We start from the raw sequence: 23,975 nt of genomic DNA on the forward strand, positions 1-23,975 counted from the left end.
TGAAACTGCTTAGGGCTTCAATCGGGCCGGTGATCAGGCGCTCGTACAGTTCGTCAATGAACCACTTGCCGTTGAGGAAGCGGAACAGGCCGCCAGTGCTTTGCAGCGGGTCGGTCATGGTCATCATCGGCTTCTGGCCGTAGACCAGGTAGGCCAGACCGATGCCTGACAGAGCTACGACGGTGGAAATGCCAGCTACCACGAAATTGAAATCAAGGGCATGCACTTCAACCGTGTGCTCAAGCCACTGACCTAAAACTTCGCCGCCGGGAATAATTTTCGGCAGGTTCATTGCGCCGCCGACTGTCGAGAGCACGGCCAAAATGATCAGCGGCACGGTCATCACCGCCGGGCTTTCGTGCGCGTGCTTGGCCGCCTCGGTGCGCTCGCCGCCGTAAAACACCATGAAGATTTGGCGGCCCATGTAGAAGGCGGTGAAGAAGGCGGCCACGGTCAACAAGCCGTAGACGGCCCAACCGTGCCACTGGCCTTCATTCCCGATCAACCAGGCATCGGCTAGAATTTCGTCCTTCGACCAGAATCCGGCAAATGGAAACACGCCGGCCAAAGCAATCGCACCGATCAAGTAGACCCAGAACGTCGTTCGCATGTGCTTACGCAGGCCGCCCATGTTGCGCATGTCTTGCGCGTCGAACGTCGGCTCGTGATGAGTTGGGGCGTGTGGGAGTGCGGGGGCGTGGGAGTCATCGTGACCGCCGCCGCCGTGACCGAGCGCATGATGCCCATGCTCCATGCCATGAATGACCGAGCCGGACGAGAGGAAGAGCAGGGCCTTGAAGAAGGCGTGCGTCAGCAGATGGAACATGGCGGCCACGTAAGCGCCCATGCCCGCCGCCGCCACCATAAAGCCTAGCTGGCTAATCGTCGAGTAAGCCAGCACACGCTTGATGTCGAATTGGCCTAACGCAATCGTCCCGGCCACAAACGCCGTGCTTGCGCCGACGAGGGCGACTGTCATTTGCGAAGCAGGCGCAAGATTGAAGAGAACGTTGGAGCGGACGATGAGATAGATGCCCGCTGTGACCATCGTGGCCGCGTGAATGAGGGCCGACACCGGGGTCGGGCCGGCCATCGCGTCGGGCAGCCACACAAACAATGGGATCTGCGCCGACTTGCCCGCCACGCCGACCAGCATCAACAGAGTGATGGCAGTGGCAACCGGAGCGAGGGTTGTCCCGTTCTCTTCAAAGAATTTGAAGACCTCGGCAAAGGTGAGCGTTTTTGCCGTCCAGAAGATCAGGAACATGGCCAGGGCAAAACCAAAGTCGCCCACGCGGTTGACGACGAAGGCCTTGCGCCCGGCGCGAGCGTTCGCCACCCCGTCCTCGCCCCGATCAAACCAGAAACCGATGAGCAGGTAAGAGCAAAGCCCAACGCCTTCCCAGCCCACGAAGAGCATCACGTAGTTGTTGCCTGCCACCAGCACCAGCATCGAAGCAATGAACAGGTTGAGATAGATAAAGAAGCGGTGGAAGCGCTCGTCGCCCTTCATGTAGCCGACGGCGTAAATGTGGATGAGCGTGCCCACGCCCGTCACCAGCAACATCATCGTCACCGAGAGCGTGTCCACCTGGAAGGCCCAGGGGATGTTGAGTTGGCCGATCACGATCCAGTCAGCCACTTTGACGACTTGCGGCTCAAAGCCGGTGGTCGCCAGGCCGACAAATTGCAGAACGGCGATGACGAACGCACTGCCCGAAGCCAGCGAAGCGATGATGCCCGCCCAGGGGTCGCCGATACGTTTCCCGGCCAGCACGTTGATCAGCAGGCCGAGAACAGGGAAAACGATAATCAGGGGAACTAGAGTTTGCATCTCTACCCTTTCAACTGATGCACTTGGTCAACATCAATTGAGTGCTTGGTTTTGAAGATGGCGACGATCAGGGCCAGGCCAACGGCCACCTCGGCGGCGGCGACCGTCATGACGAAGAAAACAAAAATTTGGCCGGACATGGCCGTCGGACTGATGATGGATTTGCCCGCTTCCACCACCGCCGGTTGAAACTGCCGGGCAAAGGCCACGAAGGCCAAATTGGCCGAGTTGAGCATCAACTCCACCGACATGAAGATGATGATGGCGTTGCGCCGGACGAGGACGCCCATCACGCCAATGGTGAACAGGACTGCCGAGAGGATGATGTAGTAGGAAGTGGGGATCATCGTGGGAGATTGGTAATTAGTAATTGGTTATTGCCGGGGCGACCGTCTCTGAAGTTTAGCCTTCTCTTCCTTCGTCAGCACGATGGCCCCGATCATGGCCACCAACAGCAGGAACGACGTCACTTCAAATGGGAAGAGGTAGGCGGTAAATAATTGCTTGCCGATCTCCAGCGGACTGCCGAAGGCTTTGACAATGGCCGGTTGGAAGGCTTCGGGCGCAACCCCGACTCCTTTTGAGGCCAGGGCCGTCACTGTTACCCCGAGCAGGGCCAGGCCCAGCAAAATTGCCAGCGGCCTTTGCCAGGGCATGTAACCTTGCGGCTGAGTCAACCGCTCTGCGCCCAGCAACATGATGACGAACAGGAAGAGCACCATGATCGCCCCGGCGTAGACCGTGACCTGCACCATGGCGATAAAGGGCGCATTCAGGATCAGGTAAAACACCGAGACGACGGCGAAATTCAAGATCAGGAACAGGGCCGAGTAAATGGCGTTGGTGCTCAACAACATGGCTAGAGCGGCAGTCACGGCGATGATGGCGAGGACAAGGAAGAGAATGAGTTCGAGAGTCATATGCAATAACCAATAACCAATAACCAATTACTCACTACAGAGTAATTGGTTATTGGTTATTACGTTGGGTCTTTCATTTCCGGAACAGCCCGGTCAAACTTGCCTGGCTCCACCTTCTGCGGCGTGGGCTGGCCGTCCGCCGGAACCGGCACGATGAGTTTGTCTTTGGTGAAGATGGCCGACTCGCGGTCAACGTAGGATAGTTCGTAGCTACTCTCCAGCACAATGGCCTCGGTGGGACAGGCGTCCTCGCAGAAGCCGCAGAAGATACAGCGCAACATGTTGATCTCGTAGACACGGGCGTATCGCTCGCCCGGAGAATAACGTATATCGTCGGTGTTCTCCGCCGCCTCGACGAAGATGGCGTCTGCCGGGCAGGCCGCCGCGCACAGGGCGCAGCCGATGCACTTCTCCAAACCGTTGTCGTAGCGCTTAAGTTCGTGGCGGCCCTTGAAGCGCTCGCGCACCGGGCGTTTGACTTCGGGATATTGAATGGTGACCGGCTCCTCAAACATGTGCTTGAGGGTGGTGCCGAGTCCTTTCACAATTTCAAACATAATAGCCTCTTATCCTTGCAACAGCCCAGGGAACAACGCGACGGCCAGGGCGGTGATGACGATGTTCGCCAGCGCCAGAGGCAACATCACCTTCCAGCCAAAGCGCATGAGTTGATCGTATCGCAGGCGCGGCAGGGTCGCCCGGAGCCATAACATGCAGAACAGGAAGAAAATGGTTTTCAAGCTGAAATAAGTCACGCCCAGCAAACCGGCCAGCCAGCTTCCCACCGGCAGGCCGTTAATCACCCAGGGCGATATTTCGTTGATGAACGGGCCGAGATAGCCGCCGAAAAAGAGGGCGGTGCCAATCGCGCTGACGGCCACCATCTTGATGTACTCGGCCATGAAGAACAGGGCGAACTTCATCCCTGAATATTCGGTGTGGTAGCCGGCCGTGAGTTCCTGCTCGGCTTCGGGCATGTCGAACGGGGCGCGGTTCACTTCAGCCAGCACCGCAATCAGAAAGACGGCGGCCCCGACCGGCTGAAGCACTACATTCCACAACCGGGTCTGCGACAGGGTAATATCCTGCACGCTCATCGAACCGGCGAGCAGGATCGGCCCGACGATGGACAAGCCGAGGGCAATTTCGTAGCTCACCATTTGCGCCGAGGAGCGCAGGCCGCCGAGCATGGCGTATTTGTTGTTCGACGACCACCCGGCCAGCACAATGCCATAAACGGCAATGGAGGCCACCGAGAGGATATACAGCAAGCCCACGTTGATGTCGGCGACCACCAGCGGCACTTTGAAGCCAAACAGTTCAATCGGCGGCCCGAAGGGCACGACGGCCAAAATCACCAGAGCCGGGATGACCGTGATGATGGGCGCGATCACGAACATCACCCGATCGGCTCCGGAAGGAATCAATTCTTCCTTCAAAAACAACTTGAGGCCATCAGCCAGCGGTTGGAAGAAGCCAAACGGCCCGACCCGATTGGGGCCGATGCGCACTTGCATCCAGGCCACCACCTTGCGCTCAGCCAGGGTCATGTAGGCAAAAGACGTTAGCAGAACAAAAGCCAGCAATACGCTTTTGACAAGCGCGGCCAGGCCAACTTCGATAAAGGTTCTGAGTTCCATAAGCTTCGCTCAATTAATAACCGGTAACTAATAACCAATAACTGAAATAAATTATTAGTTATTGGTTATTAGTTATTTCATCCAGCCTTGCGAACTGTCGCGCCCGCCGCGCCAGCCAGCGCCGGGCCGCCAAGACTTTGCGGCACCAGCACCGCCCCCTCAGGCTTGCACGCCCAGGCCCGCTGTGTTCTCAAAGGCCGTGCCGCCGTAGTACAAGTCCGCGCCGCCCACGTCCGGGAATTGCTTTTCAACTCGAGCCAGCGATTGATACGTAAGGCCGGAATACTGAGTCACGGCTTTGGAAATCTCAAGCATGATGGCCGCCGCGCCGGCTTTGGCCTTGCCCTGCCCCATCTTCTCGCCGAGTCGGGTAAAGATTTGCCAATCGGCGCAACTCTGGCCCAGCGCCGGCACTGCCGGGTAGAAGCGTTGCACGCGCCGCTCGCCGTTAGTGAACGTGCCTTCGCGTTCGGTGAAGGCTTGGGCCGGGAGGACGACATCGGCCTCTTTGGCGGTGGCGGTGAGGAAGAGTTCGGTGACGACTTTGAACGAAGCGCCGGGCGAGGTTTGGCCGTCGCCAACCGGGTCAGCCGCTGCTATAAACAACACTTTCGACTCCGGCAAACCTTCGCCGTTTGGCTTCACGCCCATGTCCCACGCGCCCTGATCATTGGCATGGCCCCACACCACAACCAGGCCATTGTTCGGCTTGCCCACATGCCTGGTGTTGACCAGCAAGTTGGCGCATGTCTGAGCCAGCGCGGTTGAGGCAGTGAAGTCCATACCTTCACCGCCAACCATAATAACGAGATTCTCGGCTTTGGCGGCTGTCTCGGCCAGGCCGTTCACGGCGTCTGCTTCGCCGCCGTAAGCGTAAGTGATTTTCTGCTTGGCGTAGCGGTCGAGTTTCGTCGAGCGAGCATTGACCACTATCAGGTTCGCCCCGCGTTGAGCCGCTTGTTTGACGCGCAACCACCAGACCGGCGCTTCTTCTTCGAGATCAGAAGCCACGACGACGATCGTTGCGCCAGCGCCCATCGCGCCAAAGTTAGAGCCAGCGCCCAGGCCGACCTTTTGCACCAGGTCGCCGCCGCCCATTCGCGAATAAAGTTGAGTCTGGCCGCCGAGGCCAGTGATCAGCTTATTGAAAGAGAAAAGGTCTTCGTTCGAGAGACGGCCACCCGCGAGTCCCGCCACCGAACTGCCAGCCGTCTTTAGTTTGCTGATGATCAGATCGAGCGCCTCATCCCAACTTGCCTCTTCGAGCTTCCCGTTCTTTTTGATCAGCGGCGTGGTGAGCCGATCCGGGCTGGCGGTGAAGTGGTGGCCGAAGCGGCCCTTGTCGCAAATCCAGATTTCGTTGACCTGCTCGTTTTGGCGGGGCATCACCCGTTTGATTTCGAACTTGCCGGAGAGGCCGCTGCGGCGGGTGTTGAGGTGCAGGTTGCAACCGACCGGGCAGTGGGTGCAGATGGAAGCCGAGTTGATCAGTTCCCACGGGCGGGCTTGAAAGCGGAAGTCGGCGGTGGTGAGCGCGCCGACCGGGCAGATGTCGGTGGTGTTGCCGGAGAACTTGGAGTCGAAGCCCGGCTCGGAGAAAGTGACGATCTCCAGCTTGCGCCCACGCTCGTAGAAGCCGATGACGTGGTCGTCGGCGACTTCGTCGGAGAAGCGAGTGCAACGTGCGCACTGGATGCAACGCTCGCGGTCAAGATAGATCAGCGCGTTCTCTTCAGTGCCCAGCGGAACGTGCTTGTCGAGATGCATTTTCTCGCCGAAGAGGAAGCGGCTTGCGCCAGGGCCGTGCCGCATCGTCAGGTTTTGCAGCGGGCACTCGCCGCCCTTGTCGCAGATCGGGCAGTCGAGCGGGTGCGAGGTGAGAATGAACTCGACCACGTCCTTGCGGGCCGCGCTCACTTTGTCGTTCGCAGTTCGGACGTGCATGCCCGGCTCGACGGGCAAGGTGCAGGCCGTCTCCAGTTTTGCGCCGTAGGCGATCTTGGGCTGGCCGTTTTCGTCCAACACCAACTGGCCAGTGGCCCGGTCACGCTGGGGCCGCCCGACTTCCACCAGACACATGCGGCACATGCCAACCGGTTGCAGTTTGGGGTGGTAGCAGAACACAGGGATGTCGTTGTTCACCCGCTTGGCGGCGTCCACCACCAGCGTGCCTTTGGGGACTTCCAGTTCTACTTCGTCAATTTTGAGTTTGACCAGATCAGGCATAGTGAGTGTCTATTCCGATAACTTGTCTGGGTTCTGGCCTGCCATCAATTCATCAGCCAGTCGAAGAAAAAATTTCTTCATTTCATCGAAGTCTACCTGCTTCAGCATTGTGGGCGGCGTTTGCAATCTTGGTGTCTGTTGTTTTATCCAGCCAGCAAGATAAAACTCCTGCAAACCACTGTCCTTTTGCTTCGCCAGATTCAACAAATGCTCAAAACTAAAACCGCCTTCTCGCAAAATGAAGTACAAGTCCACGTAATCTCGAAACGCCGCGCGTCCGAATAGAGCAGTTATTTTGTTTGCGCCGATGTTTTCCAAAGAGTCGATTCGGATTCTTTCCCTGATTTGCGGATTGCCAAACTGCGGGCCACTATCGCGCACTATGTCCAATTTGATTTCTTTTCCATCGCGCACGAAATAAACTTGGTTGAGTGTTGCCAAAGTGCGAATGGGCTTTTCTTCTGCGTGCGTCTTCTCGGCTAAGCTATCTAACTGCCTTCCTACTTCAATAAAATCCTGTTGACTCAGCGTGAACAAGTCAAGATCATTGCTCAGGCGATGTTGAAAGTAAAACTCGGCCAGCGCCGCTCCACCGGTCAACACGAAGCTTTCAGAACCTTCCAGAGTAAAGAAAGCTTCTACCAGTTCGCGTTCAAGGGCGCTAAAAATACTTGACATCCCAGCCCCAAACTTGCAGAGCCCAGGCCCACAATTCTCCAGACTCTCTTGGCCAAAGCATCCGTTTGATCAAAGGCCAATTGCTTACGATATCGGCAACTTTCAAATACTTCCAAATATCCTCAAATCGCGCATTCTGCATGATATGGGCAATCATTTGCGCTTTTTCCAATTCGCCCTTTTGGCCGGTCAAGATCGCCTGAACATCACCGTCAGAGAGATCGGCATTCCAGATGAAATATGGCTTGGCCTTTTTCAGTTTGGCCGTTGGGTCAGATACGTTGTCGGCCATTTGTTTTACCTTAATGAGCCTAATCCCCTGCCGCCACTTCGGCCTTCTTCGACGCAGGCTTTGCCGCCGCCGGCTTGGGCTTTGCGCCCCCATCTTTCGCGTGCCCGTCAAAATCAGCGCGGAAAGTCTTGAGGCTGGAGAGCACCGGCGTCACCGCGAACTCGCCCAGCGGACACAGGCATTTGTTCTGAACCTGGCTCGCCACCGAGTTAAGCAAATCAATGTCGGCCTTCGTCCCCTCGCCCTTGTTCAGCCGCTCCAGAATGTGCAACATCCAGTAAGTGCCCTCGCGGCAGGGCGTGCATTTGCCGCACGACTCGTGCTTGAAGAAACGCGAGGTCTTGAGCATCACCCAGGCCAGGTCCACCGTCTCGTCCATGATGATGATGGAAGCCGAGCCGAGCGCCGCGCCCTTGCCCGCCACCGAGTCGTAATCCAGCTTCATATCCAGAATATCGTCGGACGCCTTCAACACCACCGACGAGGCCCCGGACAGCATCACCGCCTTCACCTTTTTGTCGCCGGGGACGCCGCCGGCGTGATCGTAAATCACCTCTCTCAACGTAACCCCGAACGGCAGTTCATAGTTGCCCGGCTTGTTCACGTGGCCGGAGAGGCACATCACTTTCGTTCCGGCGCTGTTCTTTACGCCAACTGACTGATACCAGTCTGCGCCGCGCGAGATGATCAGCGGCACGTTGGTCAACGTCTCGGTGTTATTCACCACCGTCGGCATCTGGTAGAGGCCCTTGTCCGCCGGGAAGGGCGGCTTGAGGCGAGGCTGGCCCAGCTTGCCTTCCAGCGACTCCAACAGTGCGCTCTCCTCGCCGCAAATGTAAGCGCCCGCGCCGAGATGAAGATGAACGTCGAGCGAGTAGCTCGTGCCGAAGAGATTCTTGCCCAGGAAGCCGCGTTGCCTCAATTCGGCAATCTTCTTGTCCAGTTCTACCGCCACCGGCCAGAACTCGCCGCGCATGTAGTTGTAGGCTATATTGGCACGGGCGGCGAAAGAGGCAATCATCAGCCCTTCCAAAAACTGGAACGGGTTCTTCTCCATAATCTCGCGGTCTTTGAACGTGCCCGGCTCCGACTCGTCTGAATTGCAAACGACGTAATAGGCAGGCCGGTTTTTGGTGAGGAACGACCATTTGACTCCGGTGGGGAAGCCCGCCCCGCCCCGCCCGCGCAAGCCGGAAGCCTTCACGACATCTATCACTTCTTCCGGCTTCATCGAAGTGACGACCTTCTTGAACGCCTCGAAGCCGCCGTTGGCCAGATACACGTCCAACTGATCAATGTCCGGGATGTCCCGGTGACGCAGTACGATGTGTTCCATAATCCCGCAATCCGTATTGCGTAATGCGTATCGTCTATTGCGCCCGCTCCCCGCCAGCGGAATACGCAACACGAACTACACAATACGCACCACTTGTTATTTCGTCTTCGTCCTGTACTCTTCCATCATCGCCGCCGCCGATTCCACCGTCTGGTTCTCGTGGTAGAAAATGCCGTCCTTGTTCTGTACCTGGAACATCGGCGCTTTGTCGCAAGCGGCGAGGCACATCACGCCCTCAATGGTAAACTGGCCGTCTTTCGTCGTCTCGCCCAGCTTCACGCCAAACTTCTTGCACAAGTCTTCAGCAAACTTGTCAGCCCCGCGCAGGGCGCACGGCAGGTCGGTGCAGATTTGAATACGATGCTGGCCTGCCTGATGATCGTAGTAGAGCGAATAGAAGCCGACGATGGAGGCCACTTGAGTCGGCTCAATCTCCAAAATAGCCGCCACTTCCTCCATCGCCTCTTTCGTCACATAGCCATACTCCGATTGCGCGAGGTACAAAAGCGGCATAACCGCCGATCGTTTCTGATCGGCGGGATATTTTGCCAGAGTTGATTCAATTTGATCGTGATACTTTTCGTAGAGCAATGTTGCCTCCAGACCACCCGACGACTTGACCACAAGACTACTCGACTACCTGTCCACGTCTCCGAGCACAATATCAATACTACCAATGATGGCCACCAGATCGGCCACCAGGTGATTCTCGCTGAGGAAGGTGAGGGCTTGCAGATTGGCAAACGACGGCTGGCGGAAATGGACGCGGTGCGGTTTGGGGCCGCCGTCGCTTGAAAGATATACCCCCAACTCGCCCCGGGGCGATTCGGTTGCCGCGTACACTTCGCCCTTCGGGGCCGAGAAGCCCTCGGTCCACAGCTTGAAGTGGTGAATGAGCGACTCCATGCTCGTGCCCAGTTCCGAGCGCGGTGGCGGAGCCACCTTGCGGTCGGCGGTGATCACCGGGCCTTTGGTCTTCGAGAGCCGGGCCAGGGCCTGGCGGCAAATCTTGATCGACTCGTGGAACTCGCGCATCCGAACCCGGAAGCGGGAATACACGTCGCCGCCCGTCTCCAGCGGCACGTCGAACTCATACTGTTCGTAGCCGCTGTAAGGCATGGCCTTGCGCACGTCGTAGTTCACGCCCGACCCGCGCAGAGACGAGCCGCTCATGCCCCACTTGATGGCGTCTTCGGCGCTGATGTAACCGATGCCTTGCGTCCGTTGCTTGAAGATGGGGTTGTTGGTGAGCAGTCGCTCGTAATCGTCGAGTTTGGCTGGCAGATAGTCGAGGAAGGACGAGACGGTGTCTTCAAAACCGGCGGGCACGTCGCGCCACAAGCCGCCGGGGCGGATGTACGAAGTCATCATCCGCTGGCCGGACACCATCTCGAAGATGTCCATAATGTACTCGCGCTCACGGAAGCAGTAGAGCAACATGCTCATCGCCGCCAGGTCAATACTGTGCGTGCCAAGCCAGACGAGATGCGAGGCGATGCGTTGAAGCTCGGCCATCAACACCCGGATGACCTGCGCCCGCTCTGGCACTTGCACCTCCATCAGCTTTTCGATGGCCAGGCAATACGTCAGATTGTTGCCGACGTTGTTGAGGTAGTCGAGCCGGTCGGTCATCACCAGAGCCTTGAGGTAGGTCTTGGCTTCCATGTTCTTCTCGACGCCGGTGTGCAAATAGCCAATGTCGGGAATGGCCCGGATGACCGTTTCCCCATCCAACTCGACAATGAGGCGCAAGACGCCGTGAGTGCTGGGGTGTTGCGGCCCCATGTTGAGCACCATCGTCTCGCCGCTCTGGGCGCGGTCGCTGAACAAGTGCTTGAGTTCGTCTACCGTTGCTTCGATTTCGCGGAGTTCAGCCATGAGTTATTCTTTCGCGTAAGGCTTCTTGGCGTCGATCTCGCGCCAGTTAAAGGAGAACTGCACTTCTTCGTAGCCGAGCGGGTAATCTTTGCGATGCGGGTGGCCCACCCAGTCGGCGGGCATCAGGAGGCGGCGCAGATCGGGGTGACCGGCGAACCGGACTCCGAACATGTCCCACACCTCGCGCTCGTACCAGTCGGCGTTCTGCCACACACCGGTCACAGTCGGCAGTTCCGGTTCGTCGTCGCTCGTATACACTTTGAGGCGGAAGCGGGCGTTGGCCGCCATCGCGTAAGGAATGTAAGAAACGGCGAAGCGCGGCTCGTCGGGGTAATAATCCACCCCGGCCAGGTCAACGAGCAGGTTGTAATTCAACTCCGGGTCGTCGTGGAGGAGGCGGCAAACCTCCACCAGCGCCGCCTTCTTCACCACCAACGTCTTCTCGCCGCGAAACTCGACGAGATCGTCAATCGCTTCCGGGAATTTGGCGCGAATGGTTGTGATTGTTTTATCAACGTGGGACATCGGCTTTACTTCCATCTGGAGATTTTTTCCTTGCGGACTTTCTCGTGCAAGGTCATGACGCCGTGAATGAGGGCCTCGGGGCGCGGGGGGCACCCGGCGACGTACACGTCAACGGGCACCACTTCATCCACCCCCTGAACAATGGCGTAATTGTTGAAGATGCCGCCGCAGGAGGCGCAGTCGCCCATGGCCAGCACCCACTTCGGGTCGGGCATCTGGTCGTAGAGGCGGCGCAACACCGGGGCCATCTTGCGGGTGACGCGCCCGGCGACGATCATCAAGTCGCTCTGGCGCGGCGAGGCCCGCATCAACTCCATGCCGAAGCGGCTTACGTCGTAGCTCGAAGCCTGAGTGCCGATCATTTCCATGGCGCAACAAGCCAGACCAAAGAGCATCGGCCACATGGCGTTGGTGCGGCCCCAGTTTACGGCCTGTTCCAGCGTCATCGTCACCACCCCCATGTTGCCAAGTTTTTGTTCGAGTCCCATGTTATCCAGTGATCAGTGGTCGGTGGTCAGTGATCAGTTACCAACCACTGACCACTATTCACCAACCACTAAATCACTCCCATTCCAGCGCGTCTTTCTTCCAGGCGTAGATGTAACCCACCAGCAAGATGGCGATAAAGACAAACATTTCCAACAGGATGAACAGCGCCTGCCCGTTTCTGACGTATTGCGAAAAGACGACGGCCCAGGGCAGGAAGAAGACGACTTCGATGTCAAACAGGATGAAGAGAACGGCGATGAGGTAGAACCGCACCGGCATCCGCCGCACGGCTGGCCCGATGGGGTTCATGCCCGACTCGTAGGGCATCAATTTGAGTTTGGTGTCGCGGCGGGGGCCGATAGCGTGGCCGAGGATCACAACCAGGAAGGCCAATCCTGTAGCCACTGTGAGGAGAATGAGAATGGGAAGGTAATCTTTGAATAACTGATCAAGAGGCGCTGATGGCATTCAGATTGTCCCTGACGCGGAAGGAGTGTGTAAATATTATCACAAGCAGATCGGGGTGTCAAACAAAAAGTGTCGGAATTGTCGAGGAGGTGAGATCAACCCAAATAATCTCTCAACTGCCGGCTCCGCGTGGGGTGCCGCAGTTTACGCAGGGCTTTCGCCTCAATCTGGCGGATGCGCTCACGAGTCACCTTGAAGTGCTGGCCCACTTCCTCCAGCGTGTGATCCATGCCGTCCAAAAGGCCGAATCGCATTTGCAACACTTCGCGCTCGCGGTCGGTGAGCACCGACAAAGCGTTGGTCACCTGCTCCTTGAGCAGTTGCCGCGAGGCGGCATCCGCCGGGGCCGGGATCGTTTCGTCTTCGATGAAGTCGCCAAGCAGGCTCGACTCCTCAGCGCCCACCGGCATTTCCAGCGACATCGGTTCCTGCGACAGGCGCATGATCTTGCGCACCTTGGCCGCCGCCCGCCGCAGTTTGCGATCCAGATCAATTTCAGGCCGCTCGCCCGCCCGCCGGGCCGCCTTGATGGTTTGCACTTCTTCCGGCGTGAGCAATTCCATCTCCAGCGCCACTTCGTCCGCCGTGGCCTCGCGGCTCAACTCTTGCGTTAACTGCCGCTGAATCCGCGTCAGCTTGTGAATCGTCTCCACCATGTGAACGGGAATGCGGATCGTGCGCGCCTGGTCGGCGATGGCCCGGCTGATGGCCTGCCGGATCCACCAGGTGGCATAAGTGCTGAACTTGAAACCTTTGGTTGGGTCGAACTTCTCCACCGCCCTCAGCAGGCCAATGTTGCCCTCCTGGATCAGATCGAGGAACGAAATGCCGCGCCCGATGTAGCGTTTGGCCACGCTCACCACCAACCGCAGGTTGGCCCGCACCAGAGCGTTGTTGGCCTCCCCCGCCCGCTGGTTGATCTCGGCGAACTCGGCTTCGATCTCGGCCTCATCCGGCATCCAGCTTTTAATGGAACGAGTCCTGGGCAGTTCCACCAGCTTTTGTTTGGCCGGCGTCTTCTTAGCCGGCTTCTTTGCGCCTTTAGGTTTGCGCTTCGCAGTCTTCGGCTCAGGCGGCCTGGTGGCCGCTTCCAGTTTGAGTTTGACGGCGTGGGGCATCAAGTACAACAACAGGAAGACTTCAAACCCGTGCTCGGCCACCTTCGTCCAGGCCGGATCACGTCCCCAATCGCCGTTGTCCAGCCAGGCGCGCAACGCCGACGGCTTCTCGCCCTGCCAGGCCCGTCGCAAGTCAACGGCCTCCATCACCAGCGCCGAAAAATTCACGATGGGCTTGTGCAAACGCTTTGTGTCTTCCACCGCCTTGGCCCAGGCCACCACCATTTGCTCCCAGGCCTCCACCAGCGCCCCCGCCCCCACCGGGTTGCGCCCGGCCACAATCTCGGCCTTGCGCAGTTTCAACAACTTGTGCGCCGCCGCGATCTGAGTCGAAAGCCAGATCTCCTGGGTGGGATTCAGTAACGGCGTCTGGCCGATCTCTTTGAGGTACTGCCGCACCGGGTCATCCGAAAGTTCCAGCCCGGCCAGCGCCAGCCGTTCTTCTCGCAACGACTCATCGTCGGCAATCTCCTCCAGTTCTTCCTCTGGCGGCTCCTCGCCGTCAAGGTCGTCGTCAAGCAGATCGTCAACGTCCTCGTCGTCGCGCTCGGCTTTGAGAGCCGGCGGTTTGACGTTGATGGTGCGCGACAGGATCAGCGCAACTTTTTCTTTGACGGCCTCGGGTGTTTCAGTCATTTGAGGCTCGTCCGGCGAATCGTCATCCACTTTTGTCATGCGCGGCTTCTTGGTCGAAGAAAGTAGTTTTGGGTTCTTCACCGCTGGCTCACCCCGTTTCACTCAGCCGTTCCATCCGACTTGTGTAACGCCGGCGGGCGCGCGTCAAACTTTGCTTGGCCTGAATCAAACTCATGGCCTGGTTCCGGTACACTTCCACCAGCTCCGGCTCATCCTGCGCTTCCTGCTGCAAAAAGCGCACTTCGTTAAGGGCGCTGTCCACGCCCCGGTCGCGCAACCGGATCACCGCAAATAACACATCGTCCACCCGCTCCTGATCTTCGGCAATGATCGTCTCGGAGTCGTCCATCAAGGCTTGCAATCGTCCGGCCAGCGACTCTTCCAAATGCAAAGACACGTGCGCATTCGGCTCAAGCTGATCCTGATCCAGCGCCGCCTTGAGCGCCAAAAAAACAATTTGAAAATCGGTGTGATTGAAATCGTCCGCCGCCAGCGGCGGCAGACTCATCGCTCGTAATTGTCGATCCGCTTTGGCAACCAGATCGGGGTGACGAACCAGCGCCCCCAGGCAGTAGGACTCTAACCGATCAACCGCCGATTCGGCAAATGGACTTTCCTCAGCCGGGGGAGCCGGCTCGGCCTCCCAATCTGTGTCGGGCGGCGGCGGAATCGGAGTCGGGGCTGGCCGCCTCTGCTGGGGTTGCTTCTTACTTTGTCCAGCCGCCGCGGCTTTTTGCGCCAGCGCCCGCTCATCAACCTTCAACACCCGCGCCAGCTTTTGCCGGTAAGCGTCACGCTCAACCGGGTCGGCTACATCGTTGATGATCGGCAAAATCTCGTCAGCCAAATCCGACTTGATCTTGGGATCATCCAAATTGTGATCCGCTGTCAGCGCCCGAATCACATAGTCAACGATGGGCGTGGCGTTTGCAACTCCTTGCCGCCAGGCTTCAGGATCGTTGTTCACCACATCATCCGGGTCGAGTCCTTCCGGCAGAGTGAACACCCGAATGTCGGCCTGCAATTTGCTCTCGGTGCGAATCAAGCCGCGCGCGTCAAACGACGGCGTGTAATCACGGTCCAGCGTCTCGCGCGCCACCGACAGGCCGCGCAAAGTGGCCTTGTCACCGGCGGCGTCGGCGTCGAGGGCCAGCACGATTCGCTTCGCAAATTTTTTGATCAGCCGCAGTTGAGTCTCAGTCAGCGCCGTGCCCATCGCCGAGACCACGTTGGCGAACCCGGCCTGGTGGGCGGCCATCACGTCCATATAGCCTTCGACCAGAACGGCTACGCCGCTGGCGCTGATGGCCTTGCGCGCCCGGTCGAGGGCATAGACGGTTTCACCTTTGTTGAAAAGCGGCGTCTGCGGCGAGTTGAGGAACTTGGGCTGGTCGTCCGGGTCGAGCGCCCGCGCCCCAAACCCCACAACTTTCCCCTGCCCGTCCCGGATCGGAATCATGATCCGGTTGCGGAAGCGGTCGCGCGTCGAGCCAACTTGCCCTGCGACTGAAAGGAGTGTCGAAGGGTCTTTTTGAATGATCAGCCCGGCATCCAGCATTTCCTTTTGGGTAAAGCCGCGCTCGGCGAAAAACTTCTGCGCCGCATCCCAGGCAGGGAGGGCGTAGCCCAACTCGAACGTCTCCAGCGTTGTCGGCTTCAACCCGCGTTTCTGTAAATGTTCGCGAGCCGCCTGTGCCTGCGGGGCGTTGACTAACAAATTCTGATAATACGTCACCGCCAGCGTCAGCAGATCACGCAGGCGCTTGTGCTCTTCTTCGCGTTCGACATCCTGCTGGGTGCGTTGCTTGAGTTCCACCCCGGCCCGCCCGGCCAAAAACTCCAGCGCCTCGCGGAAGCCCCAGTTCTCCTTCTTCATCACGAACTTGAAGATGTCGCCGCCCTCGTTGCACTGCCCGAAGCACTTCCACGTTCCGCTCTCCGGCCAGACGACGAACGAGGGCGTGTTCTTGGTGTGAACGTGAAAGGGACACAGCCCGGTGAACGTCCGCCCCGAGCGGCGCAGTTTCACCGTCTCGCTAATTAGCTCGACGGCATTTATTCGGGCTTTGATTTCGTCAACGGGGCCGGGCATAGAGATTGGAGGATTGGAGATTAGAGAATTTGAGATTGACTGACGTGGGAGGGATTATAACTGGCGAGGGGGAGGAGTGCAATTTAGAATCCCTCCAACCTGCTCAACTCCGCCACGCCCTTCGCCATGCCTGCAATCTTCTGCAGTAAGCCCAGCCGGTTCTCGCGCACCTTCGCGTCTTCGTCCATCACCAGCACCTCATCGAAGAATTTGGTGATGGCCGGGATGAGGGGGGTGAAGGCGGTGAGAAAGCCGTCCGCCGAAGTGACGGCTTCCAACGTGGTCGGCGCGGACTGATAGGCGTCCCACAAGTTTTTCTCGGCCTCGGTCGCAAAGTTGGCCGGGATCACCTCAAACTGTTGCTTCTGGTCGCGAGTGATGCGCACACAGCGCGAGTACGCGGCCAGCGTCGTCGGCCAGTCGGGCCGGGCCACCCACTCACTCAACTCCATCACCGACTTCTTCGCTTGATACGGATCGTGCCAACGTTCGGCCAGCACCGCATCCACCACGTCGTAACGGAAGCTGGAGTCGATCAATAGAACGCGCAAGCGCCCGGCGATGAAATCCGAAATCTGATCGTAAGTCTCGTTGCTCAACGGGATCGGCTGGAACGCGCCCGCCGCCCGCAAGGCCACACGCAAATCAAAATCAACTTCGTGCTCCATGAGCGACTGCACCACGCTCAGCGCCGCCCGCCGCAGACCAAACGGGTCTTTCGCGCCGGTCGGGGCCAGTCCGGCGGCGAACAGCCCGGCCAGCGAGTCAAGCCGGTCGGCCAACGCCACAGCCAGGCCAAGTTTACTCGACGGCACACTCTGATACTGCTCGCCAATCGCCCGCGCCACCGCCTCGGTCTCGCCGCTTCGCAGAGCGTACTCGCGGCCCATGATGCCTTGCAGTGATGTCATCTCGACGACCATCTGCGTCGCCAGGTCGGCCTTGCACAGGTAAGCCGCCCTCAGCACATCCTTCTTCTGGTTGCCATCCAGAGCCAGCATCGTCGCCAGCGTGCCGGCCAGCTTGTGAATGCGTTCCGACTTGTCGAGCATCGAGCCGAGCCTGGCCTGAAACGTCAGCTTGCTCAGCCTGGGCCGGAACGCTTCGAATGTCTGCTTCACGTCCTCGCGCACGAAATAATTGGCGTCGGCAAAGCGGGCGCGAATGACGTGCTCGTTGCCCTCGCGCACCATGTCCAGATGCTGGTCGTCGCCGTTGCGCACGGCGATGAAATATGGCAGAAGCTTCCCAAGTTTCACAACGGGGAAATAACGCTGGTGCTTCTTCATCACCGAGATCAACACGTCATCCGGGAGACTCAAATAGTCTGACTCGAATTGGCCGAGCAACGGCGTTGGCTGTTCGATCAAGTTGGTGACTTCGGCCAACAGGTCGGGCTGGATCAGAGCTTCCCCACCAGTGGCGGCCGCCACTTGCCTGGCCCCGGACTCTACTAATGCCCCCCGCTCCGCCGAGTCGATCACGATCCCGTTCGCCCGAATCGTCTCCAAATACTTGTCCGCCGACTCGATCCGAATCTCTGGCGAGCCGAGCGGGCGCAAACCGTGCGAGACGTTGCCCGATTCCACTCCGGCGTATTCAAAGGGGATGACGGCCTCACCGAGCAAGGCCGCCAACCAGCGAATGGGCCGCGAGAAAGCAACGCCGCTCGCGTTCCAGCGCATCGTCTTGTCGAATTTGATGGCGGCGATCATCCTGGGCAGGAGATCGCTCAACACTTCCACCGCCGGTTTGCCTGTCTCGCGAACGACGGCCACCACGTAGTTGTCACGAACCTCCAGCGCTTCCACCGGCACGTTGTTCTTTTTGGCAAAACCGATGGCGGCCTGAGTAGGCTTGCCATCTTTATCAAACGCCCGATCTGCCGCCGGGCCGCGCACAATTCGTTCAGCATCCGGCTGGCGCGGCAAAAGTTCTTTTGCCATCACGGCCAATCGGCGCGGCGTGCCATACACCTTCAACTCGCCGTGAGTCAGCCGCGCCTCGGCCAGCATCTTCGGGGCAAGCTCACGCAACTGCGCGAGCGCCGAATCGAGGTCGGCGGCGGGCAACTCTTCGACGCCAATTTCAAATAGAAGCGTTTGAGAGTGATCGGTTATTGGTAATTGGTTATTGGGTTTTGTCGTTTGACGTTCGCGCGTTGTTTGCGGGCTGTGCCTTTCGTTTGTCGTTTGTAGGAATGGATATTCCAGTTGCTTCCGTTGCTCTACATACGCCTCGGCCACCTCGCGCGCCAGGCCACGCATCTTGCCAAAGAAGCCGGCTCGCTCGGTCACGCCAATCGCGCCGCGTGTGTCGAGCACGTTGAAGGTGTGTGAGCATTTGAGCACGTAATCATAAGCCGGCAGAACCAGCCCGGCGGCCAGCGCCGCTTTGCACTCGGCTTCGTAAAGCGAGTACATCTGGCGCAGGCGCTCCACGTCGGCAATCTCAAAATAATACTTGCTATGCTCCTGCTCGCCCTGCAAGTTCACGTCGCCGTATTTGAGCGCCTGGCTCCACTGAATCTCGCGGAAGCCTTTGACGTTTTGCAAAGCGATGGCGATTCGCTCAAGGCCGTAAGTGAGTTCAACCGAGACGGGGTCACAGGTGAGGCCGCCCGCCTGCTGGAAGTAGGTAAACTGGGTGATCTCCTGCCCGTCGAGCCACACTTCCCAGCCCAGGCCCCACGCCCCGAGCGCGGGCGACTCCCAGTTGTCCTCGACAAAGCGGATGTCGTGCTGGCGCGGATTGATGCCGAGCGCTTCCAGCGATTGCAGGTAAAGCTCCTGCGGGTTGCCGGGGTCGGGCTTGAGGATGACTTGATACTGATAGTGTTGTTGCAGGCGGTTGGGGTTCTCGCCATAGCGGCCATCATCAGGCCGGATGGACGGTTCGGCATAAGCCACGTTCCAGGGTTCCGGCCCCAGCACGCGCAAGAAGGTGGCCGGGTTCATCGTGCCCGCGCCTACTTGATGATTGTATGGCTGCCAGATCAGGCAGCCGCGTTCGGCCCAGAATTTTTCTAGAGTGATGATAATAGATTGGAAGGAGAGAGGGGAAGTCATTCGTGTTTCTCGTCAGAAGAGGGTAAATGTCCTTCACGGCGAAGATAATCGTAAATGTGCAGCGCAAACTCATCGAAGTCATTCAGGTGGTTTTGCAGGATGTCAGCCACGATGGCGGGATCAATTGTGAGATAGTCATGAACAACGATGTTCCTGAAACTAGCCATCGGCGCGAGCCGTTCAGCAAGTTCGTCAGGCAAAAAACCGGCTTCGCCCAGCTTGCGAATAATCAGCCTATGGCTATCTGGCGCATCTATGTTTTTCCCAACCAACAGGTGTGTGCTGATGTCAGTCACATGCTCAATGCTCACCTGAAGCAAGTGAAGAATGCCGTTCCAGCGCAAGGGATCCGCCGTCAATTCTTTGAGGTCTGAGCCTTCCAGAGGACGAAGAGGATCGATCTGCGTTCGTAGAGATCTCAATAGACCAATAACAACCTCAGGCTTGATCATTTTTCTTCTCCCGCAAAATTGTAGATTGGCGTTTAAGCCGATAACGCTCCATATCCTCGCTCAAATAATGGAGCGCCAGTTTGCGAAAATGTTCCGTGTCCAAATAGTAACTGATTGCGCGAACAGCAAAATCAATGGCCGGGCGCGTTGCTTCGTCTTCATAAAGTATTTTGCCATGTCGAACAATTTCGCGGGCTAGAAGCGCCGTCGCTTCGTTGAGAATAATCACATCTACATCGTTCCGGCGAAGTGTCTGCGTCAAATCGTTGATCAAAGCTAAACGAGCGCTGAAATACTTGACCCTCGGGAAGTCTGCTGGAAGCAACACTGCAATATCCACATCGCTCGATGGGCGAGCCAAGCCCTCAGCCTGCGAGCCGAACAGATAGGCCAGCACCACTCCATGCTTGACGAAGATTTTCTTCAACTCATCCAAACGGTTGTCGGTTATCATCTCACCCTGCCGTCCTTCGCACCAGCTTCAAAAACTCCACGCTCTTCAACTGCCGTTCCAGGTGAAAGGTGATCGTCCGATAGATCACCCGCTCCACTTCGGCGTGAACGGTCGGGCGAAGTTTGAGGTCGCGCAGGGCTTCGTAAGGGTTGGACTGCATGAAGCGCAAAACTTTGAGCGCGTTGAGCGAGATAGGAAAGACGCCGGGCCGGTTCTCGCCACAGCGCGGACAGATCACGCCACCGTCTTCGGGGCTAAAGTATTGGTCTTCGGCAACGACTGTTTCACCCTTCACCACGCAACGGAACAACTCAAGCTGGTAGCCGGCCATGCCCAGCACTTGTAATTCATAGTAGCGCGTTGCCATCGCCAGGTCGTTGGTCTCGGCCAGCCAGCCCAGAGCCTGGGTCAGCAAATCGTAGAGCGGCTTGTTCTCGGCTTCGTCGGGCGTGAACTTGTCGAGCAGTTCGACGCAGTACGAGCCGTAGGTTGAACGCAAAAGCTCCTCGCGCAAAGGCCGGTAGGCTTCCACCGTCTCGGCCTGGGTGATGATGTCCATGTCGCGGCCTTTGGCCACGAGCAAGGTTGCGCGTGTATACAGTTCGAGATGCCCGGCTTTACGGCTTTTGGGTTTACGAACACCTTTGGCCACAGCCCGAATCTTGCCTGCTTCGGGTGTAAAAAGAGTCAGCAGGCGGTCGGCTTCGCCAAAATCTTTGCGCCGCAGGACGATGGCTTCGGTGCGAAAGGTGCGCTCACGGGAGGGCATGGCAGGATTATACCTTGCCAGCGATCAATCCTCGCTGTCTTTCGGAGGGATTTCTGTTTCCTTCTTGCCGATGAAAATCAACGACTCCAAATCCTCTTTGTCTTCAGGGCTATAGCGGGCTACGATCTTGCGAACCCTTTCCAGTGTTTCGTCATCTGCCCAACCGACCATACGTGAAATGTCTGCCGTATCCTGAGCGCGCAAAGCCGCTAATTTCAAGACAACAAGGTAAGGCAAACTAATAACTGGATAACCAGCCGGATCATATTCATGTTGGGCAAGCGCTTCTTCCAGCCACCCATATTTTCCAAACAAAACGTCAATTTGTACCCCTTCCGGGGAGCTTAATAGATAACCCGGCACTGCTAATTTAGAAACCACAACATATCCTGCTTGTTTCAAACGGGCAATTGCTTCATCACCCTCGTCATACCGAACGAGAATATCCATATCTTTCGTCATTCGCTCCGGCATGTAGGCGCGAGTAGCGACGCCGCCAATTAATACCCAATCAATGCCATTGAGAATATCGCGTAAATCAGGCCACGGATTCAAGGCAGTCCTCCTTATCAAAAACTCATGAGCACTTCCGGCGCCTGGTTTCTGCTTACGCAAACTAATATCAATCATAATACGCCGCATCTGGCGCGGCGTGAGGTTGCCATCAGGGGCAATCTTGGCAATGGCGGGCGGCACCGGCAAATTCGTCATGGCTCAATTATAGTACGCTCACTTGAGCAGTGCATCCGGCGTAAACGCATCCGGCAACAACTCGCGCAGAGTCGTTTCGCGAATGACGTTGCCTTCCTTGTCCAGCAGAATCACGATCAGATCGAGGCCGAACTCGGCCAGCATCTGGCGGCACGAGCCGCAGGGCGAGCCGCCGTTGTTGGTGGCGACGACGATTGCCTCAAACCGCCGTTCCCCTTCAGAGACGGCTTTCACCAGCGCCGCGCGCTCGGCGCAAATACTGCTTCCGTAAGCCGCGTTCTCGACGTTGACGCCGTCGTAAATCCGGCCCGAATCGGCCAACAGAGCCGCCCCAACGTGATAATGCGAATAGGGCGCGTAGGCCCACTGGCGAACCGCCAACGCCCGTTCAATCAAATTCTGGCGCACATCGTCGGTCATGATTCAATTTCCTCAGCTTCTGAGTCGGCTTTGGCCGGAGGCGGCGTGTGGCGCACCCGAACTTTACGGATGCGCCGCCCGGCCACACTCTGCACTTCCATCATCAGCCCGTCGGTTGCCAACTGGTCGCCGGGGCCGGGGACACGGCCCAACTGGCCGTAAATGTAGCCCCCCAGGGTGTCGGCGTCGTCGTTGGGCAGTTTCGACTCCAGCAAATCGTTCACGTCGTCAATGTCAATGCCGCCGTCAAAAATGTAATCGCCCTCGCCCATCTGCTGGTAAGGCAGTTCCTCGGCGGCGTCGTACTCGTCGCGAATCTCGCCAACGATTTCTTCGACAATGTCCTCCAGCGTCACCAGGCCCGCCGTGCCGCCGTATTCATCCACCACAATTGCGATGTGAACGCGCTTTTGTTGCAGTTCGGCCAACAGGTCGTCGAGCGGCTTAGCTTCAGGCACAAAGTAGGCCGGGCGCAGCAACTCGCGCAGACTGCGCGTCTGACCTTCGTGCCACACGCGCAACAGGTCTTTGACGTAAAGCACGCCGACGATGTTGTCCACCGTCTCGGCGTAAATCGGAATGCGGCTATGGCCCGCCGATAGCACAGCATCCACAGCTTCGGTGACGGGCGTTTCCACTTCGAGAGCCAGCATGTCAATGCGCGGCACCATCACTTCACGAGCCAGGGTGTCGGCGAACTGGAAGATGGAGTAGATCATGTCCTTCTCTTCCTCTTCGATCACCCCACCCTCTTCGCCGGCGTCCACCATCGTCTTGATTTCTTCTTCGGTGACGATCTGCGGCATGCGCCCGCCGAGCGGCACGGCAATCATGCCTGAGGCCCACACCGACAGCCTCACCAACGGCGTGAACGTCCACTCTAGAAATTGCATCAGTGGCGCCAGCCGGATCGCCCACGCCTCGGCCTCGCGCAACACCAACGATTCGGGAACCATTTCCACCCAGACCACCACGGCAATGGCGGCCACCCCGGCCACAGCCGCCACGGCAATGCCCGTCGTTTGAGCAATCTCCAACGAGAGCCAAATGTCGAGCAACTGCGCCAGGGGCGGAGCAAAGAAGAACGTTGCCACCCCGGCAGTAAAAAACCGGCATAGTGTTTGCGCCAACCGGATGGTGGCGATCAGCGGCGCAGAGTCTTGCGCCACTTTGAGGGCCAGGGCCGCCCCGCTCTCACCGGCCTCGGCCATTTTTTGCAGGCGCGCCCGGCGCGCATTCAAAAACGCCGAACGGGCCGCGGCCAGCACGCCGTCAATGCCAACCAGGATAAATGTAATCAGGACATCAACTGCCAAACCGCTCATCTTGTGTTACGCGCTTTTCCTCCGAATCACTCTGGCCGGGAGGCCGACAGCCAGCGAATCCGCCGGGATGTTTTTAGTCACCACTGATCCCGCGCCGGTCACAGCCCGATCCCCCAGAGTCACAGGCGCAACCAGCATCGTGTCACTGCCAATGAAAGCGTCCTCGCCGATCACGGTCGGGCTTTTCTTGTGGCCGTCGTAGTTGCAAGTGATCGTGCCGGCGCCAATGTTCGTATGCGCGCCAACGGTGGCATTGCCGATGTACGAGAAGTGCCCCATCTTCACGCCCGGCCCAAGATAGGAGTCCTTCACTTCGCCAAAGTTGCCCAGGTGAACCCCGCTGGCCAGGTGCGCCCCCCGGCGCAAGTGGGCGTAAGGCCCGATCTCAACCCCGTCTTCCACTTTGGCGTCTTCGATCACCGAGGCCATGATCTTGCAGTCGTTGCCGATGGCGCTGTCGCGGATCAAAGTGTTGGGGCCGATCACGCACCCCCCGCCGACGACGGTTTGGCCGACGATTTGAGTGTTGGGCCTTTAAATTTCAATTTTAAATTTTAATATTTACTTAAACTCATTCAAATTTAATTAGAATTTATATTTTTACTTGCTAAGTTGAAATTTTCTTAGAGTTATTCAAAATCACA

Annotated in this window: 23 protein-coding genes and 2 pseudogenes; all 25 read right to left on the reverse strand. The window is 58.0% G+C overall.

Annotation, left to right across the window (positions count from 1 at the left end):
• Positions 1 to 1,834 (reverse strand): NADH-quinone oxidoreductase subunit L (locus HYZ49_18120; protein MBI3244202.1); only part of this gene is annotated, 1,834 nt, incomplete at its 3' end.
• Between the two features lie 2 nt (positions 1,835 to 1,836).
• Positions 1,837 to 2,181 carry an NADH-quinone oxidoreductase subunit NuoK gene (gene nuoK / locus HYZ49_18125; protein ID MBI3244203.1) on the reverse strand — a complete coding sequence of 115 codons (345 nt, stop codon included), beginning with the start codon at positions 2,179 to 2,181 and terminating at the stop codon, positions 1,837 to 1,839.
• A 27-nt stretch (positions 2,182 to 2,208) separates the two neighbouring features.
• Positions 2,209 to 2,754, reverse strand: a complete 546-nt coding sequence (locus HYZ49_18130; protein MBI3244204.1) for an NADH-quinone oxidoreductase subunit J — start codon at positions 2,752 to 2,754, stop codon at positions 2,209 to 2,211.
• Between the two features lie 59 nt (positions 2,755 to 2,813).
• Positions 2,814 to 3,314 carry an NADH-quinone oxidoreductase subunit NuoI gene (gene nuoI, locus HYZ49_18135; GenBank protein ID MBI3244205.1) on the reverse strand — a complete coding sequence of 167 codons (501 nt, stop codon included), beginning with the start codon at positions 3,312 to 3,314 and terminating at the stop codon, positions 2,814 to 2,816.
• A gap of 6 nt (positions 3,315 to 3,320) precedes the next feature.
• Positions 3,321 to 4,394, reverse strand: a complete 1,074-nt coding sequence (gene nuoH, locus HYZ49_18140) for an NADH-quinone oxidoreductase subunit NuoH (protein ID MBI3244206.1) — start codon at positions 4,392 to 4,394, stop codon at positions 3,321 to 3,323.
• Positions 4,395 to 4,553: 159 nt separating this feature from the next.
• The gene (gene nuoG / locus HYZ49_18145) at positions 4,554 to 6,620 is read right to left on the reverse strand and encodes an NADH-quinone oxidoreductase subunit NuoG (protein ID MBI3244207.1); all 2,067 of its coding nucleotides are present in this window, start codon (positions 6,618 to 6,620) and stop codon (positions 4,554 to 4,556) included.
• Between the two features lie 9 nt (positions 6,621 to 6,629).
• Complete coding sequence (locus tag HYZ49_18150; GenBank protein ID MBI3244208.1) at positions 6,630 to 7,298, reverse strand: nucleotidyl transferase AbiEii/AbiGii toxin family protein; 669 nt, start codon at positions 7,296 to 7,298, stop codon at positions 6,630 to 6,632.
• The gene (locus tag HYZ49_18155) at positions 7,282 to 7,590 is read right to left on the reverse strand and encodes a hypothetical protein (protein ID MBI3244209.1); all 309 of its coding nucleotides are present in this window, start codon (positions 7,588 to 7,590) and stop codon (positions 7,282 to 7,284) included. Before HYZ49_18155 ends, HYZ49_18150 begins: the two co-directional genes overlap by 17 nt.
• Positions 7,591 to 7,609: 19 nt before the next feature.
• On the reverse strand, positions 7,610 to 8,926 hold the full coding sequence (gene nuoF / locus HYZ49_18160) for an NADH-quinone oxidoreductase subunit NuoF (GenBank protein ID MBI3244210.1): 1,317 nt from the start codon (positions 8,924 to 8,926) through the stop codon (positions 7,610 to 7,612).
• A 96-nt stretch (positions 8,927 to 9,022) separates the two neighbouring features.
• Positions 9,023 to 9,550, reverse strand: a complete 528-nt coding sequence (locus HYZ49_18165) for an NAD(P)H-dependent oxidoreductase subunit E (protein MBI3244211.1) — start codon at positions 9,548 to 9,550, stop codon at positions 9,023 to 9,025.
• A gap of 12 nt (positions 9,551 to 9,562) precedes the next feature.
• Positions 9,563 to 10,804, reverse strand: coding sequence for an NADH-quinone oxidoreductase subunit D (locus HYZ49_18170; protein MBI3244212.1), 1,242 nt, complete (start codon positions 10,802 to 10,804; stop codon positions 9,563 to 9,565).
• A gap of 3 nt (positions 10,805 to 10,807) precedes the next feature.
• Entirely contained in the window at positions 10,808 to 11,329 is a 522-nt protein-coding gene (locus tag HYZ49_18175; protein ID MBI3244213.1) for an NADH-quinone oxidoreductase subunit C, read from the reverse strand.
• A 5-nt stretch (positions 11,330 to 11,334) separates the two neighbouring features.
• Positions 11,335 to 11,817 (reverse strand): NADH-quinone oxidoreductase subunit B, encoded by a 483-nt coding sequence (locus HYZ49_18180; GenBank protein MBI3244214.1) that lies wholly within the window; start codon positions 11,815 to 11,817, stop codon positions 11,335 to 11,337.
• Positions 11,818 to 11,890: 73 nt separating this feature from the next.
• Positions 11,891 to 12,286 (reverse strand): NADH-quinone oxidoreductase subunit A, encoded by a 396-nt coding sequence (locus HYZ49_18185; GenBank protein ID MBI3244215.1) that lies wholly within the window; start codon positions 12,284 to 12,286, stop codon positions 11,891 to 11,893.
• Between the two features lie 95 nt (positions 12,287 to 12,381).
• Positions 12,382 to 13,551, reverse strand: coding sequence for an RNA polymerase sigma factor RpoD (rpoD, locus tag HYZ49_18190; protein MBI3244216.1), 1,170 nt, complete (start codon positions 13,549 to 13,551; stop codon positions 12,382 to 12,384).
• A gap of 174 nt (positions 13,552 to 13,725) precedes the next feature.
• Positions 13,726 to 14,079, reverse strand: a pseudogene (locus HYZ49_18195) (hypothetical protein).
• A gap of 49 nt (positions 14,080 to 14,128) precedes the next feature.
• The gene (locus tag HYZ49_18200; GenBank protein ID MBI3244217.1) at positions 14,129 to 16,132 is read right to left on the reverse strand and encodes a DNA primase; all 2,004 of its coding nucleotides are present in this window, start codon (positions 16,130 to 16,132) and stop codon (positions 14,129 to 14,131) included.
• 83 nt (positions 16,133 to 16,215) lie between these two features.
• Complete coding sequence (locus HYZ49_18205) at positions 16,216 to 19,200, reverse strand: glycine--tRNA ligase subunit beta (GenBank protein MBI3244218.1); 2,985 nt, start codon at positions 19,198 to 19,200, stop codon at positions 16,216 to 16,218.
• Complete coding sequence (locus HYZ49_18210) at positions 19,197 to 19,652, reverse strand: DUF86 domain-containing protein (protein MBI3244219.1); 456 nt, start codon at positions 19,650 to 19,652, stop codon at positions 19,197 to 19,199. The genes HYZ49_18205 and HYZ49_18210 overlap by 4 nt, the downstream gene beginning before the upstream one ends.
• Positions 19,639 to 20,106 carry a nucleotidyltransferase domain-containing protein gene (locus HYZ49_18215; GenBank protein ID MBI3244220.1) on the reverse strand — a complete coding sequence of 156 codons (468 nt, stop codon included), beginning with the start codon at positions 20,104 to 20,106 and terminating at the stop codon, positions 19,639 to 19,641. The genes HYZ49_18210 and HYZ49_18215 overlap by 14 nt, the downstream gene beginning before the upstream one ends.
• A gap of 1 nt (position 20,107) precedes the next feature.
• Complete coding sequence (recO, locus tag HYZ49_18220; GenBank protein ID MBI3244221.1) at positions 20,108 to 20,875, reverse strand: DNA repair protein RecO; 768 nt, start codon at positions 20,873 to 20,875, stop codon at positions 20,108 to 20,110.
• A gap of 24 nt (positions 20,876 to 20,899) precedes the next feature.
• Positions 20,900 to 21,586 (reverse strand): hypothetical protein, encoded by a 687-nt coding sequence (locus HYZ49_18225; protein MBI3244222.1) that lies wholly within the window; start codon positions 21,584 to 21,586, stop codon positions 20,900 to 20,902.
• Between the two features lie 18 nt (positions 21,587 to 21,604).
• Positions 21,605 to 22,006: a cytidine deaminase gene (gene cdd / locus HYZ49_18230; protein MBI3244223.1), complete on the reverse strand. Its 402-nt coding sequence runs from the start codon at positions 22,004 to 22,006 to the stop codon at positions 21,605 to 21,607.
• The gene (locus tag HYZ49_18235) at positions 22,003 to 23,331 is read right to left on the reverse strand and encodes an HlyC/CorC family transporter (GenBank protein ID MBI3244224.1); all 1,329 of its coding nucleotides are present in this window, start codon (positions 23,329 to 23,331) and stop codon (positions 22,003 to 22,005) included. The genes cdd and HYZ49_18235 overlap by 4 nt, the downstream gene beginning before the upstream one ends.
• 6 nt (positions 23,332 to 23,337) lie before the next feature.
• Positions 23,338 to 23,862: pseudogene (gene glmU, locus HYZ49_18240) on the reverse strand (bifunctional UDP-N-acetylglucosamine diphosphorylase/glucosamine-1-phosphate N-acetyltransferase GlmU).
• Positions 23,863 to 23,975: the final 113 nt, after the last annotated feature.

This window comes from Chloroflexota bacterium (assembly GCA_016197225.1).
Classification (GTDB): domain Bacteria; phylum Chloroflexota; class Anaerolineae; order Anaerolineales; family VGOW01; genus VGOW01.

Excerpts from the sequence above, each read along its gene's own strand:
- rpoD (MBI3244216.1), bottom strand. The coding sequence starts at position 13,551 with ATGGAGGCCGTTGACTTGCGACGGGCCTGGCAGGGCGAGAAGCCGTCG.
- HYZ49_18130 (MBI3244204.1), bottom strand. The coding sequence starts at position 2,754 with ATGACTCTCGAACTCATTCTCTTCCTTGTCCTCGCCATCATCGCCGTG.
- nuoK (MBI3244203.1), bottom strand. The coding sequence starts at position 2,181 with ATGATCCCCACTTCCTACTACATCATCCTCTCGGCAGTCCTGTTCACC.
- HYZ49_18170 (MBI3244212.1), bottom strand. The coding sequence starts at position 10,804 with ATGGCTGAACTCCGCGAAATCGAAGCAACGGTAGACGAACTCAAGCAC.
- HYZ49_18150 (MBI3244208.1), bottom strand. The coding sequence starts at position 7,298 with ATGTCAAGTATTTTTAGCGCCCTTGAACGCGAACTGGTAGAAGCTTTC.
- HYZ49_18225 (MBI3244222.1), bottom strand. The coding sequence starts at position 21,586 with ATGACGAATTTGCCGGTGCCGCCCGCCATTGCCAAGATTGCCCCTGAT.
- HYZ49_18215 (MBI3244220.1), bottom strand. The coding sequence starts at position 20,106 with ATGATAACCGACAACCGTTTGGATGAGTTGAAGAAAATCTTCGTCAAG.
- HYZ49_18210 (MBI3244219.1), bottom strand. The coding sequence starts at position 19,652 with ATGATCAAGCCTGAGGTTGTTATTGGTCTATTGAGATCTCTACGAACG.
- nuoH (MBI3244206.1), bottom strand. The coding sequence starts at position 4,394 with ATGGAACTCAGAACCTTTATCGAAGTTGGCCTGGCCGCGCTTGTCAAA.
- HYZ49_18205 (MBI3244218.1), bottom strand. The coding sequence starts at position 19,200 with ATGACTTCCCCTCTCTCCTTCCAATCTATTATCATCACTCTAGAAAAA.
- nuoF (MBI3244210.1), bottom strand. The coding sequence starts at position 8,926 with ATGGAACACATCGTACTGCGTCACCGGGACATCCCGGACATTGATCAG.
- cdd (MBI3244223.1), bottom strand. The coding sequence starts at position 22,006 with ATGACCGACGATGTGCGCCAGAATTTGATTGAACGGGCGTTGGCGGTT.
- HYZ49_18155 (MBI3244209.1), bottom strand. The coding sequence starts at position 7,590 with ATGGCCGACAACGTATCTGACCCAACGGCCAAACTGAAAAAGGCCAAG.
- nuoG (MBI3244207.1), bottom strand. The coding sequence starts at position 6,620 with ATGCCTGATCTGGTCAAACTCAAAATTGACGAAGTAGAACTGGAAGTC.
- HYZ49_18175 (MBI3244213.1), bottom strand. The coding sequence starts at position 11,329 with ATGTCCCACGTTGATAAAACAATCACAACCATTCGCGCCAAATTCCCG.
- HYZ49_18185 (MBI3244215.1), bottom strand. The coding sequence starts at position 12,286 with ATGCCATCAGCGCCTCTTGATCAGTTATTCAAAGATTACCTTCCCATT.
- HYZ49_18200 (MBI3244217.1), bottom strand. The coding sequence starts at position 16,132 with ATGCCCGGCCCCGTTGACGAAATCAAAGCCCGAATAAATGCCGTCGAG.
- HYZ49_18180 (MBI3244214.1), bottom strand. The coding sequence starts at position 11,817 with ATGGGACTCGAACAAAAACTTGGCAACATGGGGGTGGTGACGATGACG.
- HYZ49_18235 (MBI3244224.1), bottom strand. The coding sequence starts at position 23,331 with ATGAGCGGTTTGGCAGTTGATGTCCTGATTACATTTATCCTGGTTGGC.
- recO (MBI3244221.1), bottom strand. The coding sequence starts at position 20,875 with ATGCCCTCCCGTGAGCGCACCTTTCGCACCGAAGCCATCGTCCTGCGG.